The organism is Paracoccus liaowanqingii (assembly GCF_004683865.2).
In the GTDB taxonomy this organism is placed as follows: domain Bacteria; phylum Pseudomonadota; class Alphaproteobacteria; order Rhodobacterales; family Rhodobacteraceae; genus Paracoccus; species Paracoccus liaowanqingii.
The window spans coordinates 2,152,192-2,169,979 of record NZ_CP038439.1 but is presented as its reverse complement, the minus strand read 5'-3'; the positions used below and the strand labels follow the sequence as shown (position 1 = coordinate 2,169,979).

15 protein-coding genes and 2 pseudogenes are annotated in these 17,788 nt (G+C 66.1%); 7 read left to right on the top strand and 10 right to left on the bottom strand.

Annotation, left to right across the window (positions count from 1 at the left end; genetic code table 11):
- Positions 1 to 171 precede the first annotated feature (171 nt).
- The 5 genes and pseudogenes from E4191_RS10500 to E4191_RS10480 form a co-directional block, all read right to left on the bottom strand.
- Positions 172 to 1,455 (bottom strand): annotated as a pseudogene (locus E4191_RS10500) (IS701 family transposase).
- Between the two features lie 310 nt (positions 1,456 to 1,765).
- The gene (gene istB / locus E4191_RS10495; protein ID WP_135311672.1) at positions 1,766 to 2,530 is read right to left on the bottom strand and encodes an IS21-like element helper ATPase IstB; all 765 of its coding nucleotides are present in this window, start codon (positions 2,528 to 2,530) and stop codon (positions 1,766 to 1,768) included.
- On the bottom strand, positions 2,527 to 4,014 hold the full coding sequence (gene istA / locus E4191_RS10490) for an IS21 family transposase (RefSeq protein WP_176562690.1): 1,488 nt from the start codon (positions 4,012 to 4,014) through the stop codon (positions 2,527 to 2,529). Before istA ends, istB begins: the two co-directional genes overlap by 4 nt.
- 293 nt (positions 4,015 to 4,307) lie before the next feature.
- Positions 4,308 to 4,691 (bottom strand): annotated as a pseudogene (locus E4191_RS24165) (hemolysin III family protein); the annotation flags it as partial.
- An 11-nt stretch (positions 4,692 to 4,702) separates the two neighbouring features.
- Complete coding sequence (locus E4191_RS10480) at positions 4,703 to 6,565, bottom strand: sigma 54-interacting transcriptional regulator (protein WP_135313366.1); 1,863 nt, start codon at positions 6,563 to 6,565, stop codon at positions 4,703 to 4,705.
- 201 nt (positions 6,566 to 6,766) lie between these two features.
- Here E4191_RS10480 and E4191_RS10475 point away from each other — a divergent pair, with 201 nt between their 5' ends.
- Genes E4191_RS10475 through cynS form a run of 5 tightly spaced genes read left to right on the top strand, consistent with a single transcriptional unit; the run spans position 6,767 to position 10,839 of the window.
- On the top strand, positions 6,767 to 8,137 hold the full coding sequence (locus E4191_RS10475) for a CmpA/NrtA family ABC transporter substrate-binding protein (RefSeq protein WP_135313365.1): 1,371 nt from the start codon (positions 6,767 to 6,769) through the stop codon (positions 8,135 to 8,137).
- On the top strand, positions 8,134 to 8,970 hold the full coding sequence (ntrB, locus tag E4191_RS10470) for a nitrate ABC transporter permease (protein ID WP_135313364.1): 837 nt from the start codon (positions 8,134 to 8,136) through the stop codon (positions 8,968 to 8,970). The genes E4191_RS10475 and ntrB overlap by 4 nt, the downstream gene beginning before the upstream one ends.
- Positions 8,971 to 8,983: 13 nt before the next feature.
- Positions 8,984 to 9,880, top strand: coding sequence for an ABC transporter ATP-binding protein (locus tag E4191_RS10465; RefSeq protein WP_135313363.1), 897 nt, complete (start codon positions 8,984 to 8,986; stop codon positions 9,878 to 9,880).
- On the top strand, positions 9,877 to 10,341 hold the full coding sequence (locus tag E4191_RS10460) for a nuclear transport factor 2 family protein (RefSeq protein WP_135313362.1): 465 nt from the start codon (positions 9,877 to 9,879) through the stop codon (positions 10,339 to 10,341). The genes E4191_RS10465 and E4191_RS10460 overlap by 4 nt, the downstream gene beginning before the upstream one ends.
- A 27-nt stretch (positions 10,342 to 10,368) precedes the next feature.
- Complete coding sequence (cynS, locus tag E4191_RS10455) at positions 10,369 to 10,839, top strand: cyanase (protein ID WP_135313361.1); 471 nt, start codon at positions 10,369 to 10,371, stop codon at positions 10,837 to 10,839.
- A gap of 167 nt (positions 10,840 to 11,006) precedes the next feature.
- On the opposite strand, the gene E4191_RS10450 is transcribed toward cynS, so the two are convergent.
- The 3 genes from E4191_RS10450 to E4191_RS10440 all read right to left on the bottom strand — a co-directional run bounded on the left by E4191_RS10450 (position 11,007) and on the right by E4191_RS10440 (position 13,214).
- A complete protein-coding gene (locus tag E4191_RS10450; protein WP_135313360.1) occupies positions 11,007 to 11,765 on the bottom strand; it encodes an FHA domain-containing protein in 759 nt (252 codons plus the stop codon).
- Complete coding sequence (locus E4191_RS10445; RefSeq protein ID WP_135313359.1) at positions 11,762 to 12,136, bottom strand: hypothetical protein; 375 nt, start codon at positions 12,134 to 12,136, stop codon at positions 11,762 to 11,764. Before E4191_RS10445 ends, E4191_RS10450 begins: the two co-directional genes overlap by 4 nt.
- 229 nt (positions 12,137 to 12,365) lie before the next feature.
- Positions 12,366 to 13,214 carry a glutamine amidotransferase-related protein gene (locus E4191_RS10440; protein ID WP_228461230.1) on the bottom strand — a complete coding sequence of 283 codons (849 nt, stop codon included), beginning with the start codon at positions 13,212 to 13,214 and terminating at the stop codon, positions 12,366 to 12,368.
- A 214-nt stretch (positions 13,215 to 13,428) separates the two neighbouring features.
- Here E4191_RS10440 and E4191_RS10435 point away from each other — a divergent pair, with 214 nt between their 5' ends.
- Complete coding sequence (locus tag E4191_RS10435; RefSeq protein ID WP_135312237.1) at positions 13,429 to 14,175, top strand: SDR family oxidoreductase; 747 nt, start codon at positions 13,429 to 13,431, stop codon at positions 14,173 to 14,175.
- Positions 14,176 to 14,306: 131 nt separating this feature from the next.
- Positions 14,307 to 16,529 carry an NADP-dependent isocitrate dehydrogenase gene (locus tag E4191_RS10430; RefSeq protein ID WP_135313357.1) on the top strand — a complete coding sequence of 741 codons (2,223 nt, stop codon included), beginning with the start codon at positions 14,307 to 14,309 and terminating at the stop codon, positions 16,527 to 16,529.
- A gap of 146 nt (positions 16,530 to 16,675) precedes the next feature.
- On the opposite strand, the gene trhA is transcribed toward E4191_RS10430, so the two are convergent.
- Both trhA and E4191_RS10420 read right to left on the bottom strand, forming a co-directional pair.
- Entirely contained in the window at positions 16,676 to 17,332 is a 657-nt protein-coding gene (gene trhA / locus E4191_RS10425) for a PAQR family membrane homeostasis protein TrhA (RefSeq protein ID WP_135313356.1), read from the bottom strand.
- 11 nt (positions 17,333 to 17,343) lie between these two features.
- On the bottom strand, positions 17,344 to 17,532 hold the full coding sequence (locus E4191_RS10420) for a hypothetical protein (protein WP_135313355.1): 189 nt from the start codon (positions 17,530 to 17,532) through the stop codon (positions 17,344 to 17,346).
- Between the last annotated feature and the right edge of the window lie 256 nt (positions 17,533 to 17,788).

Below are 17,788 nucleotides of genomic sequence, written 5' to 3'. Positions count from 1 at the left end.
GGTGCCTTTCAGCGATTGTACACTTGTTATCTTATATGGCGAAGCTGCATTTGGGACCATTAAGTTTGAACTACTCCCCACAAATCGGTCGGTGACAGAAGCTACGATCTGACGTTTACGGGTCCCTAGCACTACTTTGGCAGATCGTGGTTTTTTCCTCTGATAAGGCTTTCACAGTGAGGGCATCGCACGGGCGGCGGACGGGCGAGAATATCGAGGATGGCTTGCCAGACAGCGGGCATTGTCGGCTGTGGTGGCGGGCCGGGGATTCTTTTTTTCCCGTCCCGCGGCGGCGAGGCGGCGGGACTGCAGGAAGGCATAGGCGATCATTGTCATCAGGGCGTGCCTGTGCAGGCCGGTTCAGGATCGGCCCTCAAAATGGTCGAGACCAAGCTCCTCCTTGAGTTGCTGATGTGCCTGTTCACAGATCCATCTGCCGTGATAGCGGCCGCGAGCGCCTTGATCGGCGTGTCGTTTGGCAGGTTGGAGGCGGAGTATCTCCGCTCTCCGGTCGAACGACGTTCGCCGATCAGCCAGACTTCTTCATCGCCGGGCATGGCCTGCACACGGCCATCTGCCATGCGATGCCGGTGGCCATCGGAGATCCGGACACGGGTTGCGGCGAACTGGCAGCTCAGTTTGCCTTTGGTGCCCTGCCGCCAACTGATCTTCCTCCATTTCCCAGCCTCCAGCATCCGTTCGGCGGAAACGGCCCCGCAGTCCGGGAGGTGATATTTCCGCCGCCGCTCTCTGGCCGCTTCCGGAAAGACTAACCCGACATCTGCCGGATAGACGTTCTGGCGTCGAGACAGGCCGACCGCCCAGCTCAGGCCGCGCGCGCTCAGCGCTTGGCGGAAAGGCCCGCTCGACCCGTATCCCGCATCGGCCAGCACCCAGCCAAAGCGGACACCCGCAGTCGTTACCCGGTCAATCTCGAGGATGGCGATCTCGGGTTTGCTGAGAGCAACCTGCCGATCTTTAGGAATGCGGGCGCGGGCCATCCGGTCGGAATCTCCCGTCCAGATCTCGGGCGGAAACAGCCGCAACCCCACCATCACCGGCACCTCACGTGATGCCAGCGTCACGGAAACCAGTGACTGGCAATTTGCGGTCTTGCCCAGTGCGGACGCATATTGCGGCGCAACCCCGACCGAATGGTCCCCCTTCTTCGGAAGGCAGGTATCATCGATGACCAGAAAGGCATCTTCGCCGCCGACCAGCCTGTCGGCCTCGGCCAGAAGCGTCGCCTCCAGCGGCGTGCTGTCCCAGACCCCGTCTGCGATAAAGTGATGCAGTTGATCATAACTGACCGCCCCATCCCGCGCGGCCATCGGCTGGACGCTCTTGCGATCACCCGGGCCAATCAGTCCGGCGATATATGCCGGGGCACATCCGCGCCCGTGTCGTGTGTCCCAACAAACGGCACCAGCCAGGATTCCAGATTGACGCGCCAATTCCCCATGAACCGCCAGCCTCCTCAAAGCTGGGTCCCTATGAATCACTTAAACCGCCGCCCGTGAATCCAGAAGTTATCACATCAGCAAGAACATGCCAAAGTCGCGCTAGAGCCGGTTGCACTCAATCGACCTCATAGCCTGCGGCTTTGAAGTAGTTGTAGCTGTCAACGGCGGCGTAAAAACCGGCCACGCGGCGGCGCAAAACCAGGCCAGTGGCGAGGCGCCAAGCGCCATGGCGCGCGCGCTTCCCAAATAGCTGGCGCGTGCCATGGCGCTTTGGCCCGCAGGGCCAATCTCGCAAGGTGCGATTATGTGGTTGCTTCGGCCTTTCGGGCGCGGCTTTGTCCGAGCCGATAACTGTCGCCGTTCATCTCGAGGATATTGACGTGGTGGGTCAGTCGATCGAGCAATGCGCCGGTCAGGCGTTCGGTGCCGAAGGTTTCAGTCCATTCGTCGAATGGCAGGTTGCTGGTGATCATCTTGGAACCGCGCTCATAGCGCTGAGAGATGAGCTCGAACAAGAGCTCGGCACCGGTCTTGGACAGCGGCACAAAGCCTGGTTCATCGATGATGAGCAACTTGACGCCATCCAGCTGCTTTTGCAGGCGGAGCAGGCGGCGTTCGTCGCGGGCCTCCATCAGCTCGTTGACCAACGTCGCGGCGGTGGTGAAGCTGACCGCCATGCCCTTCTGACAGGCGGCCAGCCCCAGTCCGAGGGCAACATGGGTCTTGCCCGTGCCGCTCGGCCCGAGGGCGATGACGTTCTCGCGCCGTAGGATCCATTCACAGCGGGCCAATTCCAGCACCTGCATCTTGTTGAGCTTGGGGATCGCCTTGAAGTCGAAGCTGTCGAGGCTCTTGGTCGTCGGGAACTTCGCGGCCTTGATGCGTCGCTCGACCATCCGCCGCTCGCGGTCGATCAGTTCCAATTCGACCAGGCGCGACAGGAACTGGACATGGTCCAGCCCTTCAGCGGCGCATTGGCGCGCAACCTTCTCATACTCCCGCAGGAACGTCGGCAGCTTCAGCGTTTTCAGATGGTGGGTGAGCAGGATCCTCGGGGCTTCAGTCATGCTACATCTCCCGACAGCAGGGACATGTAGCTCGCCACGGATGTGGTCGCGACGTTGGCGCGCGGCAGGTAGGGGTAGACATCAAGGTCCAGCTTCGGCGGACGCCTTTCGACCTGACAGAGCACAAGGTGCTTAACGGCATCGAAGCTGACGGCACCCAGTTGCAGCGCCTTCTTCACGGCGGCGTGCAGGTCGTCGAGGCAGAAGGTCTCGAGCAGGCGTAAAACCTGAACATACTCGCGGCGTCCGACTTTGTTCATCCGCGCCTCCATCAGTCGGCGTAGGATCGCGAACTCTGGTGGTAGATCCCACTCGGCCAGGGGCGCCGCCTGGTCCAGGGCGTTGATCTTGCGCTCGATGAGCGGAAGATAGTGCACCGGATCGAAGACCATGTCCTCGCGGTCATAGCAGCGGGGATGACGTGCGATGACCTCGCCACCGCAGCCGATCACGACCTCGGCGACATAGCCCCTGATCCAGACATCGCGGTGTCCGTAAGCGACCGGCACCGAATAGTCGTTGGTCTTGTAACGCACCAGCGCCTGCGAGCTGACCCGGCCAGTGGCCTGATCGCAGGCTTCGAACGGTGCGGCCGGCTGGTCGGACATCGCAGCCAGATCCCGCCCAAGGCGCTGGCCGATCGTCTCGGACTGGCCGCGCAGGACATCCCCCTGACGCCTGCGGCATTGCGCCTCCAGATGGGCGTTGAACGCGTCCCAAGTCGCAAACTGCGGGATCGGCACCATGAAGTTGCGGCGAGAGTAGCCAACCAAGCCCTCAGCGTTACCTTTGTCGTTCCCCTTGCCCGGGCGGCCGTAGCGGTCGCGGAACAGGTAATGCGACAGGAACCCGTTGAAGAGCGTGGCTCGCTGGCGCGCCCCGTCCGGCAGGATCTTCGCAACCAGGCAGCGGTCGTTGTCGTAGAGGACCGATGCGGGCACCTTGCCGAAGAATGCGAAGGCCTGGACGTGACCGTCAACCCAGGCTTCCGCGGTCGCCGCTGGATAGGCCCTGACATAACAGGCATCGCCGTGCGGAAGGTCCATGACGAAGAAATGCGCCTTCTGCTCGACACTGTCGATGATGGCCACCGCCTCGCCGAAGTCGGCCTGGGCATGTCCGGGCGGGTGTGCCAGCGGCACGAACATCTCGCGGCCGCGCCGTTCGCGCTCCCGCATGTAGTCCTTCACGATCGTGTAGCCGCCGGCGAACCCGTGCTCATCGCGAAGCCGCTCGAACACCCGCTTCGCCGTATGCCTCTGCTTGCGATGGACCTCCCGATCGCCCTCCAGCCAGCCGTCGATGATCCCGGTGTAGGCATCCAGCTTCGGCCGCTTCACAGGGGCCGTCCGCCGATATCCGGGCGGAACCGAGAACGTCATCATCTTGGCTACGCTGTCGCGCGCGATGTTGAAATGACGCGCTGCCTCGCGCTGGCTCATCCCCTCGGCACAGGCCAATCGCACTCTACGATACAAGTCCACGGTGAAAATCCTCCCGCCCTCCCTGTCGCCAGAAAGGGTAAAGGCGGACGACTTTTACGCCGCCCGCAGCAGGGTCATCCCGCCGCTACCGTGGCCGATTTTTGCACCGCCGTTCTCAGGTCAAGCAGAGGAGGCCTTCTATGCAAACTTGAACGCTGTCGAAAAAGTAGCCTGATCCTTGAACCAGAAACTCTCCGACAAACCCGGGGCGGTTCATCTCGCTGCCGGTCCATACTCCTTCGCTGCGTCGCGCGGGTAGTCCCCCCGCTTTTCACGGGACGTGATCGTATTTTCGCAGCCGTTTTCAATTTCATCGCGGGCGTTATGCCGTCAATGCTCGTGTTCGAGCGGTCGTTGTTGCAAGTCCATGACCACTCCGTGGCAAAGCCCGCGATCTTGAGATAGATCGCGGCATGGTCCAGCCGCCGCAGGACAGGGCTCCAGGCATCCGGATGCTTCATGTTGTAGAGCGCCGAGCACAGGATCATCCCGATCAGCGTCGCGCCATAGACCGACACGCCCACGAGGGCCGATGCCTCGCCGCCCAGGGACCATGTCCGCGAGATGAGGATCGGGACCGCCAGCAGGGCCGCGCCCAAGCCGATCGCGTGCACGAGAAGGTCCGAGACGGTCTCGGAGCGGCTGTAGCCGATGCGCCGGGGCAGCAACAGTGTCATCTTCCCATCCTTCAGCCGCCGGGGACCGTCCATTCCGCCTCGCGGATCGCCAGCTTGGCCATGCGGGAGTACAATGTGGTGGCCGGAATGCCCAGCAGGATGGCCGCGCCCCCGGCACCTGCGACCTTTCCCCGCGTCTCGCGCAGGGCGTTCAGGATGTTGGCCCGCGCCATGGCCTGCACCTCGGCCTCGGTCAGCACCGCGCGCCCCGTTGCGGGCAGGGGCGCGGCCTCCTCACCCATGTCCAGGACCAGCTTGTCATGGCCGGTGGACAGGATCACCGCGCGTTCGATGACATTGCCCAGTTCGCGGACATTGCCGGGCCAGTCATAGGCCAGCAGACGCTGCATCGTGCGGGTCGAGACGAGGGGGCAGGGGCGGTTCATCCGCTTGCAGGCCAGACCAAGCAGGTGATCGGTCAGGGGCGGGATGTCCTCGGGGCGGTCGCGCAGCGGGCGGCACTGGATGGGAAAGACGTTGAGGAACAGCGCCAGATCGTCGCGCAGGCGGCCCGCGTCGATCTCGACCTCGGGGGGGCGGGTCAGGGCGGCGATCGCGCGGATGTCCAATGGCCGCGCGCGCAGATCGCCAAGCCGGGTGACCTGCGCGGTCTGCAGCGCATGCAGCAGGCGGCCCTGCAGCTCCAGCGGCATCTCGGCCAGATCGTCCAGGAACAGCGTGCCGCCATGGGCCAGCTCCAGCTTGCCGGGGCGGTCGCGCTGCGTGCCCAGCTGATGGCTGCGCATCTGGCCGAACAGCTCGGCCTCGATCATGTCGGGGGCATGGGCGCTGCACTTGAAGGCGATCAGCGGTCGGCGCTGGCGGGGGCTGTCCTTGTGGATCGCGGTGGCCACCAGCGCCTTGCCCGTGCCCGCCTCGCCGGTGATCATGACCGGCGCATCGGTCGGCGCCACCAGCGCGATGCGGGTCAGCACCTGCCGTGTCGCCCCCGACCCGCCGATGATGTCATGATGCGCGCGCTCGCTGGTGATCGCTTCCTGCAGATAGGCGTTCTCCTGCTCCAGCCGGTCGCGCAGCGCATCGACCTGATCCAGCGCCTCGCGCAGCCGCCGTTCGTTCTCGTAGCGTTCGGTGATGTCGCGAAAGATCACCACTGCGCCCGCCAGCACCTTGTGGTCGTAGATGGGCGTCGAGACATATTCGACCCGGATCGGGCGGCCGTCCTTGCGCCAGAAGACCTCGTCCTCGATCCGGTGGATCTGCTCGAAACGGAAGCTGCGATAGATCGGGCAGTCATGGGCGGGATAATGGTCGCCGTTCAGGTGATGGTGATGGATCACCGAATGGATGTCGCGACCCAGCAGGTCGGCGGCGGTCCAGCCCAGCATTTCCTGCGCGGCGCGGTTCAGGAAGGTGGTCTTGCCCTCGGCATTGACGCCATAGATCCCCTCGCCTGCGGCATTCAGGATCAGCTGGTTCTGGCGTTCCAGATCGGCGAAGAAGGCCTGCGCGTGCTTCCATTCCATCAGGCCGGACCGGAAGGTCTGCGCCGCCTCGGCGGCTTCGGCCCGCAGGTCCAATTCGCGCAGATCCAGCAGCGTCAGCAGCAGATGTCCGGGCCGGCCGGGCAGGGGGGTGGCGCGCAGCTCGACCGTCAGGGGCTGGTCCCGGGCGTCCGACAGGGGGATGTCGCGCGCCCAGGCCTGACCCCGATGCGCGACCTCGTCGGCGAAGACGATGAATTTCGGCAGCGCCCGGCCCAGAAGGGTCGAGAAGCGGGCACCGGAAGGGCGGGACAGGGTCAGAAGCTGCGCGGCCGCCCTGTTAGCCCACGCGATCCGATCCTGCTGCGTGTCCAGGATTAGCGCGGCAAGGGGCAGGTGGCCGAGGAGGGAATCAATGTCGTCATCCATGCGGCATGACTGCCCGCCAGGTTAACAAAGCGCAAACGAAATATCGTATTTTATGAAAATTCGTAACGCAACGGTTGGTTCGCTGCAACCTAAGTATATATTTTATAACAGTAAAATAAAACCGTCACGAGCCTGTCCCGACCGTTTTCCCCTCACCTGCTCCACGTCAAACTGGATCCAACACAATCAGAGAGGTCCGACATGACGATCAGAGCCCTGGGTGATCCCTTCTCGGCACAGACCGACCTGCGCCATGGGGCCGGATGCGCCTGCACCGGCTGCCGCGCGACCCCGCAGTCCCTGCCCGCATCCCCCGAGGCAATGATCGAGCGGGCGGTCGAAAGCGCGATCGTGCGGTCGATGTTCGGACACAGCGACGTGTCGCGCCGGTCCTTCATGGGGATGCTGGGGGGCGGCACGATGGCCGCCGCGCTGGCTTCGGTCCTGCCGCTGGATCAGGCCAAGGCGGCGGTGCTGGAAAGCCTGGGGCCCTTGGAAAAGACGGACCTGGCCATCGGCTTCGTGCCGATCACCTGCGCCACGCCGATCATCATGGCCGAGCCGATGGGCTTCTATTCCCGCTATGGGCTGAACGTGTCGGTCATCAAGACGGCGGGCTGGGCGGTGGCGCGCGACAAGTCGCTGTCGGGAGAATACGACGCCAGTCACATGCTGACGCCGATGCCCTTGGCGATGACGATGGGGGCGGGGTCGACGGCGCAGCCCTTCATCATGCCGGCGGTGGAAAACATCAACGGCCAAGCCATCGTGCTGTCGAACGAGCATCTGGACAAGCGCGACCCCGCGCAATGGAAGGGCCTGACCTTCGGCGTGCCCTTCGAATACTCGATGCACAACTTCCTGCTGCGCTATTACGTGGCCGAACACGGGCTGGACCCCGATCAGGACATCCAGATCCGCGTGGTGCCGCCGCCGGACATGGTGGCCAACCTGCGCGCCGGAAACCTCGACGGCTTCCTGTCGCCCGATCCGTTCAACCAGCGCGCCGTGTGGGAGGGGATCGGCTTCATCCACCTGCTGACCAAGGAGCTGTGGGAGGGTCATCCCTGCTGCGCCTTCGCCGCGCCTGCGCGCTTTGCAACCGAGATGCCCAACACCTATGGCGCCCTCTTGCGCGCGATCATCGACGCCACGCAATATGCCAGCGATCCGTCCAACCGGACCGAGATCGCCGCCGCCATCGCGCCCGCCAACTATCTGAACCAACCTGTCCCGGTGATCGAGCAGGTGCTGACCGGCACATTCGCCGACGGGTTGGGCGAGGTGCGCCAGGTGCCCGACCGGATCGATTTCGACCCCTTCCCGTGGCAATCCATGGGCGTCTGGATCCTGACCCAGATGAAGCGGTGGGGCTATATCGAGGGCGACGTCGATTACCGCGGCATCGCCGAGCAGGTCTATCTGGCCGCCGATGCGCGCACCGTCATGCAGGATCTGGGTTACGAGGCCCCGGCCGAGAATTACCGGACCCATGACATCATGGGCAAGACCTTCGACCCTGCCGATCCCGAGGGTTATCTGTCCAGCTTCGCCATCGGGCGCGGCGCATGACCAGCACCTGGTCCGACAACCGCCGCGCGGCCCTGCTGTCGGTGCTGATCCTGGCGGTGGCCCTGCTGGCATGGGAGATGGCGATCCCCGCCCAGCAGCTGGCCACCGAGATGACCGAATACGAGCGCCTGATGGGCGGCGGCTCGGCCCGCGCGGGCATTCCCGCCCCGTCCGAGGTCGCCGTCAAGGCGTGGGAACAGCTGAGCAACCCCTTCTATGACGCGGGCCCCAACGACAAGGGCATCGGCATCCAGATCGCCTATTCGCTTGGCCGGGTGCTGACCGGGTACGGCATGGCCGCGATCATCGCCATCCCGCTTGGCTTCCTGATCGGCATGTCGCCGGTGGCCTACAAGGCGCTGAACCCGTTCATCCAGGTGCTGCGCCCGATCTCTCCGCTGGCTTGGATGCCGCTGGCGCTGTTCATCATCCAGGACAGCGAAGCGAGCGCGATCTTCGTCATCTTCATCTGCTCGATCTGGCCGATGCTGCTGAACACCGCCTTCGGCGTGTCGGGTGTGCGGCAGGACTGGGTCAATGTCGCCCGCACCCACGAGTTGGGCAGCTTGCGCACCGCGCTGACCGTGATCCTGCCCGCCGCGGCGCCCACCATCATCACCGGCATGCGCATCTCGATCGGCATCGCCTGGCTGGTCATCGTCGCGGCCGAGATGTTGGTCGGCGGAACCGGCATCGGATATTACGTCTGGAACGAGTGGAACAACCTGGACCTCGCCTCGGTCATCTTCTCGATCCTGCTGATCGGCGTCACCGGCATGCTTCTGGACAGCGTCTTCGCCGTCCTGCAGCGCCGCCTGACCTATGCGGAATGAAAAAGGACATCTCATGAGCAAACCCTTTGTCAGCGTCGAGCTGCTGTCGCAGCGCTTTCCCGACGGCAAGGGCGGCCAGATGACCGTCTTTGAAAATGCCAGCTTCGGGATCGAGAAGGGCGAGTTCGTCGTCATCCTGGGCCATTCCGGCTGCGGCAAGTCCACGATCATGAACATCCTCGCCGGGCTGGCCCAGCCCACATCGGGCGTGGTCACGATGGACGGGGCCGAGGTCAGCGGCCCCAGCCTCGATCGGGGCGTGGTCTTTCAGAACTATTCGCTGCTGCCGTGGCTGACCGCGCTTGGCAACGTGCGCTTCGGCGTGCGCGCCCGCCACCCGGACTGGACCCGGGCCCGGATCGACGAGGAATCGACGCGCTACCTGTCGATGGTCGGCCTGACAGGCGAGGCGATCCACCGCAAGCCCAGCCAGCTGTCGGGCGGCATGCGCCAGCGCGTCTCCATCGCGCGGGCCTTCGCCAACCATCCCAAGCTGCTGCTGCTGGACGAGCCCTTCGGCGCGCTGGACGCGCTGACGCGGGGCACCATCCAGGACGAGTTGCTGAAGATCTGGGGCGGCACGAACCAGACTGTCTTCATGATCACCCATGACATCGACGAGGCGATCCTGCTGGCCGACCGCATCCTGCTGATGACCAACGGTCCCTTCGCCCGCGTGGCGGAATCGGTGCAGATCACCATCCCCCGGCCCCGCACGCGGACCGAGATCGTCGAGCATCCGAACTATTACGCGATCCGCAACCATCTGGTGCAGTTCCTGGGCAAGCGGTCCAAGGACCTGGCGGGGCAGGCCTCGGGCGGCGAGGCGCAGCGCCCCGAGACGGTGCGCATCGACCTGACGCAGCCCACGACTCCGGCCCCCGCCCATCTGCGCGCGATTGCCGAATGACCCGGCCTCCGGTCCCGCCGTTCACGCATGACGCCGCCGTTACCAAGGTCCGCATGGCCGAGGATGCCTGGAACAGCCGCGACCCGGACCGGGTGGCGCTGGCCTATACGCCCGACACGGTCTGGCGGAACCGGTCCGAATTCCTGCGCGGCCGCGACCAGGTCCGCGCCTTCCTGACCCGCAAATGGCAGGCCGAGCACGAGTATCGCCTGATCAAGGAGATCTGGTGCCACGCCCCCGACCGCATCGCCGTACGCTTCTGCTATGAATGGCACGATGCGGACGGCCAGTGGTTCCGCGCCTATGGCAACGAGAACTGGCAGTTCGACGCCGAGGGGCTGATGGCCGTACGCCACGCCTCGATCAACGATCTGCCGATCGCGGAGCCCGACCGCCTGTTTCACTGGCCCCAGGGCCCGCGCCCCGACGACCATCCCGGCCTGACCGGGCTTGGCCTGTAACCCCTTCGACAACCCGAGGAGACCCCCATGAAAGACCAGACCCAGATCGCCCCCGCCCTGACCCGCGAGGATGTCACCGCCCTGATCCTGACCGCCAAGAAGGCGGGCGGCCTGTCCTGGGAGGGCATCGCCGAGATGATCGGCATGTCCCCCGTCTTCACCCATTCGGCCTGCATGGGCATGAACGCCTTTCCCGCCGAGAAAGCGCAGGCGCTGGTCGCGGCGCTGGACCTGCCCTCGGAGGCCACCGACCTTCTGTCCGAACCCCCCACCAAGATCTGGAGCCAAGCCGTCCCCACCGACCCCTGCATCTATCGCCTCTACGAGATCGTCGGCGTCTATGGCCCGACCATCAAGGCGCTGATCGAGGAGAAGTTCGGCACCGGCATCATGTCCGCCATCGATTTCGAGATGACCCTGTCGCGCGAGCCGAACCCCAAGGGCGACCGCGTCAAGCTGGAGATGTCGGGCAAGTACTTGGGCTACAACGCCTGGTGATGACGCCCGCGCCCCTGATCCGGTCGGGGGCGCGGGGACTTGCCTGGCCTGCGCGTCTGATACTTGGAGAAGCAAACCGCAGGTCTTTGCTAATTCGCGGATCGGCGCGACCGGCCAAGCAATCGGTCGAAGAACCCCGGTTCCGCGTTTGCGCCGTCGGGTGCATCTTACGCCACCAGTTGCATCTTCGTGGTGCCTATCTGGAAGACTTGGTCAAGCGGCAGTGGGGTCCAGTGCTCGCTGGAGATGCGTCCATCATGAACGAAGGTCCCGTTGGCCGAGGGATGCCCTGGCTCTGCCCCATCGCGGATCTCAACCTGCTGTCCCTGCACACGCAGCAAGCAATGCCGGGCTGAAACCTTGGGATCGTTCAGCACAATGTTCGCCCACCCCTCGCCCCGTCCGATCCGAAGGGTTTTCTGGTCTGAAAACCCGGGTATCCGCAGGAGCTGGATCGAGCGTCCTGCATAGGTTCCATTGATGAATTTCAAGCGCCACTGCTCGGGGGGCGTCAGGGGAACGCGCGACATCGCCGACAGCCAGACCGTGCCTGTTGCACGATCGTATCCTGCAAGCCGCCCGACACGCAGTCCCGACAGTCCCAGTGTGCTCAGCTTGCCCAGCAGACGCATGCTGCGACGCGCGACGGACAGGGATCCGCCGCTCTTGTGCGCCATCTCGAGGCCCATGGACAAGCGACCTGGCGAGGTTCCGGGCAGAAGCAGGTCGCAGATGATCCACATGATGGGAACCAGCAAGGCAAAGATCACGATTTCGGCGTAATCCACGCGCAGGGCCGGGATCTCGTCTTGCAGCAGCGGCGCAAGGGATCTTGCGGCCACAAAGACGATCATCAGGTCTAGAAGGCCCGCGGCCATCAGCAGCCGTGCTGCGACGTGTTCCTTCAGGATACCGCGCAGGCTCATGTCAGGCCCAGTTCGACAAGGACGTTGATGAGGGCAACAGCAATGACAAAGGTCAGCAGGACGCTGGCGCGGTCCAGCATCTGCCGCGCGCTGCGTTGGCCGCGCCCCGTTTCGAACTGATAGCCGAAGAGGCGGCAGGTCACCATGGCGCCGATCAAGCTCATGACGAGCGTCTGCGATGTTCCGCCAGATGCGCGACCCGCGCCGACAAGCCAGTCGCAGGTTCCAGCCATCAGTCCGGCAAACAACACAGCCAGAAGATTGGACAACAGAGATTGGAACTCTCGCGGCAGCCGGGCCGCGAGGCCGACAAGAACACCGAGCGCCCAGCCAAGCCCGGCCGTACGCTTTGCATGATTTACGCCCTGCAAGGGGCCTGAAAGATGAGCATGCTTTTGGCCGACGAACGCGCAATCCTCCCGCCTTCAGCCCTTCTTCCTGAAAAGCAACGGCCAGTTCCGTGTCGATGACCGGCATTTTTTGCGGCATGATCTTCATCAAACGCAAGGCCTTGCGCTGATGTGATGCCTTCAGGAACGGGCGACCTCGCGGCGGCGCGGCGACGGGGCCGACCCTGCGCCCTGAGGTCCGCCCGGGGGATCACGCCATCGCGGTCGAGCGTTCGGTGATCATGGCCAGGAAGTTGCGCAGTTCCAGCGTCCGCCGCGCGGCATCCGTCACCTCGGCGTCCAGTCCCAGCTGCCAGGCAAGGTCGCGGCGGTGGGGGTCGTCGTTCAGCGCCTCCAGCCGGGCGGCGTGATCCTCGATCGCGGCGCTGTCGCGCGCCAGACCCTCGTCGACCAGGTCCTGCGCCTGTCGGCGCAGCGAGGCGGCGATCTCGGCCAAGGTGATCTCGGGGTGGTACTGCACGCCCCAGAACAGACCCGCGCCATGCCGGATCTCGACCGCCTCGACCGGGGTGTCGGCGTTGCGCGCCAGAAGGACGGCGCCGGGGGGCAGGGTCGTCACCACGCTGGAATGCATGGCCGGGGCGGACCAGACCGCAGGGCGGCCCTGCAGCAGCGGATGGGTCCGGCCGGCATCCGTCATGGTGATGTTGCGCGCGAAGGCGGCCTCGGTCCCGCTGGTGCGGGGCCCGGTCGCGCCCCCCGCCGCCACCGCCGCGATCTGCAGGCCCGCGCAGGATCCGAAGGACGGCACCCCGGCCTGGAACACCCCCGCCATGAAGCGCGCCGCCGCCCGCGTCTCGGGCGTGTCCTCGTGCATCTGGATCGGCGATCCGGCGAAGAAGACGCCGTCGTAGCGGGACAGATCGGGCAGCTCGGCATCGCCGCCGTCGACGCAGGACAGGCTGTCCACCGACAGGTCGTCCCGCAGCCCGCGCAGGGTCCGGGCATAGCTTTCGTCCGAGGAGGTGCCCGCGGATCGGCGCCGGGTGCTGCGTTGGGAGGGGGTCTCGCTGGCGACGATCAGGACGCGAAGGGGCACGTTGAACAGGTCCGTGGCTGGGGAATGGGCAGGGGTAACGGGGCGGGCGCCCTTCCGTTCGCACACGATCCCGACATCCCGGGCGCGGGGGGCCGCGCGCAGGACCGGCTTGCACGGCGCGGATGCGCATGATCCAGATGGAGCGATGACACGGGGCCGGCCGGATGGCGGCCCGAGCGGACAGGGGCGCCCGAGGCGCGGAACGGAGGGTGACATGGTCGATCTTCAGGGAAAGGTGGTGCTGATCACCGGGGCAAGCCGCGGCATCGGCGCCGCCGCAGCCCGCGCCTTCGCCGCGGCGGGCGCCCATGTCGGCGCCATGGCGCGGACCGAGGCGGCGGTGTCGGACCTGGCCCATGAGATCGGCGGCACGGCGATCTGCGGCGATGTGGCGCGGGCCTTGGACCTGGAGCGCGCGGTGGCCGTCCTGCACGACCGCTTCGGGCGGCTGGACGTGCTGGTGAACAATGCGGGCCTGATCGGACCCATCGCGGATCTGGCGGCCGTCGATCCCGAGGCGTGGGGGCAGGCCATCGACGTCAACCTCAAGGGCGTCTTTCACGGGATGCGCGCGGCGCTGCCGGTCATGCGGGCGGGCGGGGGCGGGACGATCCTGACCGTGGGTTCGGGCGCGGCCCATGCCCCGCAGATCGGGTGGAGCGCCTACTGCGCCGGCAAGGCGGGCGCCCTGATGCTGACCCGCGCGCTGGACCACGAGGCGCGCGCCGAGGGCATCCGCGCCATCAGCCTGTCGCCCGGTACGGTGGCCACCGACATGCAGCGGACGATCCGCGCCAGCGGCATCAACCCGGTCAGCCAGATCGACTGGTCGGTCCACATCCCGCCCGAATGGCCCGCGCGCACGCTGGTCTGGATGTGCACCCCTGCGGCGGACAGCTTCCTCGGCTCCGAGATCTCCCTGCGCGACGAAGCGATCCGCCGGAAGGTGGGGCTGGGGTGATGGCCTTGCACCGGCGCCTGCGCGGTCCGGCCAAACCCCATCGACGGGCCTCTCCCGCGCACCCCCGACATTGACCTCGGGGCCTCGGCCATATCAAGTGGCGCGCAGAAAACAGAGGAGAATCTTCCGCCATGGCCGATACCGACACCCCGCAGATCATCTATACCAAGGTGGACGAGGCGCCCGAACTGGCCTCGGCCTCGCTGCTGCCGATCATCCGCCGCTTCGCCTCGGCTGCGGGGATCTCGGTCGCCACGCGCGACATCTCGCTGGCCGGGCGCATCATCGCGGCCTTTCCCGAACGCCTGACGGAGGCCCAGCAGCAGGATGACGATCTGGCGGGCCTGGGCGCATGGGTGAAGACGCCGGAGGCCAATGTCATCAAGCTGCCCAACGTGTCGGCCTCGGTGCCGCAGCTGGTGGGCGCGATCACCGAATTGCAGGCGCAGGGTTTCGATCTGCCCGACTATCCCGTCGATCCCGCGACCGAGGCCGAGCGCCAGATCCGCACCCGCTATGACGCGCTGAAGGGCTCCGCCGTGAACCCGGTCCTGCGCGAGGGCAATTCCGACCGCCGAGCGGCAAAGGCCGTCAAGAACTATGCCATGGCGCATCCCCATTCGATGGGCACCTGGTCGGCGGACAGCAAGACCCGCGTGGCGTCCATGTCCACCGGCGATTTCCGCCGCAACGAGACCTCGGTGACGCTGAGCGCCGCGCAGGCCGGTCCGGTGCGCATCCTGCTGACCGGGGCCGACGGCGCCGAGACGGTCCTGAAGTCCGGCCCCGACCTGCCCGAGGGCACGGTCGTCGATGCCAGCTTCCTGTCGGTGGCCGAGCTGACCCGCTTCATCGCGGACGAGATCGAGAAGACGCAGGCCGATGGCACGCTGTTCTCGGTCCACCTCAAGGCCACGATGATGAAGGTCTCGGACCCAATCATCTTCGGCCATGTGGTCCGCACCTGGCTGGCCCCGGTCTTCGAGCGCCATGGCGCGGCCCTGGCCGCGGCGGGAGCCGATCCGAATGGCGGTCTGGGCACCGTGCTGGCCCGCGTGGCCGAGATGCCGGACGGCGCCGCCATCCGGGCCGAGATCGACGCGGTCATGGCCGAGCGCCCGCCGCTGTACATGGTGAACTCCGACAAGGGTATCACCAACCTGCACGTCCCCTCGGACGTGATCATCGACGCCTCGCTGCCGGCGCTGCTGCGCGCGGGCGGGAAAAGCTGGGGCCCCGACGGGGCCGAGGTCGACACGACCTGCATCATCCCCGACACCTCCTATGCCGATGTCTATGACGAGAGCGTGCGGTACTTCAAGGAAACCGGCGCGCTGGATCCGCGCACGGCGGGCACGGTGCAGAACGTCGGTCTGATGGCCCAGAAGGCCGAGGAATACGGATCGCACCCCACCACCTTCGAGATCCCCCATGCCGGCACCGTGACCGTCATCGCCGCCAATGGCGACGAGCTGCACCGCCACACGGTCGAGGCGGGCGACATCTGGCGCCTGTGTTCGACGCGGCGCGCCGCGATCGAGGACTGGGTGCGCCTGGCCATCGACCGCCAGCGGCTGGAAGGCTGCCAAGCGGTCTTCTGGCTGGACGAGACCCGCGCCCATGACCGGGAACTGCTGGCTTATGTCCGCCCGATCCTGGCCGATGCTGGCGCCACCGACAGCTTCACCGTGCTGGCCCCGCGCGACGCGACGCGGCTGTCCTTCGAGACGATCCGCGCCGGCCGGGACAGCATCGCCGTCACCGGCAACGTGCTGCGCGACTATCTGACCGACCTCTTCCCGATCCTCGAGCTGGGCACCTCGGCCAAGATGCTGTCCATCGTCAAGCTGATGCAGGGCGGCGGCATGTTCGAGACCGGGGCCGGCGGATCGGCCCCCAAGCATGTCCAGCAGCTGGTGCAGGAGAACCATCTGCGGTGGGACAGCCTGGGCGAGTTCTGCGCCCTTGGCGAAAGCCTGAACTTCCTGGCCGAGGCGACCGGCAACGACAAGGCCCGCACCCTGGCCGCCGCCGTCGAGGCCGCGACGCAGGGGGTGCTGGATCACGAGCGCTCTCCGGGCCGCAAGGCCGGCCAGCCCGACAACCGCGACAGCCACTATTACTTCGCGCTGTACTGGGCGCAGGCGCTGGCCGCGCAGGACTCGGATGCCGCCCTGGCGCAGGAGTTCGCCCCCATCGCGCAGCAGCTGACCGATCTGGAGGATCAGATCCTGACCGAGCTGCGCGCCGACAGGGGCCAGGCGGTCGATCTGGGGGGATACTATCACACCGACCCCCTGAAGGTCGCGACGATCATGCGCCCGTCGAAGACCCTGAACAGCATCCTGGGCTGACGGGGCGCCCCGGCCTCTTGGCCGACGGGATACCGATTGACCGGCCCCCCATCGGGGGCCGGTTTTAGGACTGACGCCTGGCGGGCCAAGGTGCCGTCATGGGCGTCAGCCGAAAGGGCGACGCATTCCACCCGCAAGCCGTGCCGTCAGGCGCGTGCCGCGACATGCGTGGCGACGGCGGTGTAGAAGACGGCGCTCGCGACGACGACGAAGAGATGCCAGATCGTGCGGTGGAACCGCAGGCGCGGCGACACGAAGAAGGCGAAGCCCGCGGTGTAGAGGATCCCTCCGCCCAGGATCAGCGCGAAGACCCGCGACGACATCTCGCCAAAGAGCGCGCCGCCCGCGACGGCGCCCGACCATCCCATGACGAGATAGAGCCCGATCGCCATGCCGCGCCAGCGGTCCGGCGCGATGGTGCGAAGTCCGACGCCCAGGGCCGCGCAGCTCCAGATCCAGACGAGGAACCAGCCGGTCGGATAGGGCGAGAGAAGCGCGAAGGCCGTGTAGGTGCCCGCGATCTTGAGATAGATCGCGGCATGGTCCAGCCGCCGCAGGACCGGGCTCCAGGCGTCCGGATGCCGCATGTTGTAGAGCGCCGAGCACAGGATCATCCCAATCAGCGTCGCGCCATAGACCGACACGCCCACGAGGGCCGATGCCTCGCCGCCCAGGGACCATGTCCGCGAGATGAGGATCGGGACCGCCAGCAGGGCCGCGCCCAAGCCGATCGCGTGCACGAGAAGGTCCGAGACGGTCTCGGAGCGGCTGTAGCCGATGCGCCGGGGCAGCAACAGTGTCATCTTCCCATCCTTCAGCCGCCGGGGACCGTCCATTCCGCCTCGCGGATCGCCAGCTTGGCCATGCGGGAGTACAATGTGGTGGCCGGAATGCCCAGCAGGATGGCCGCGCCCCCGGCACCTGCGACCTTTCCCCGCGTCTCGCGCAGGGCGTTCAGGATGTTGGCCCGCGCCATGGCCTGCACCTCGGCCTCGGTCAGCACCTGCCGCGTGGCGCCAATGACACGGACAGGGTCTCTGGCGCCAGCGCTTCGCGGTCGGCAGCTCTCCGAAGTCTATGTGGATCGCGCCACTGCCCGCCTCTGGTCCCCGCAGCGGGACTTTCCCCTGCAGGTCCCGTCCGAAAACGGCTTGGACCCCACCTGGCGGATGGCGGGATGGACACCAAGCGCGAACAATTGGCGTTACCCCCGTGACCTCGGGCCCAAATTAGATTACGCGCGTCGAAACGACGTAAGG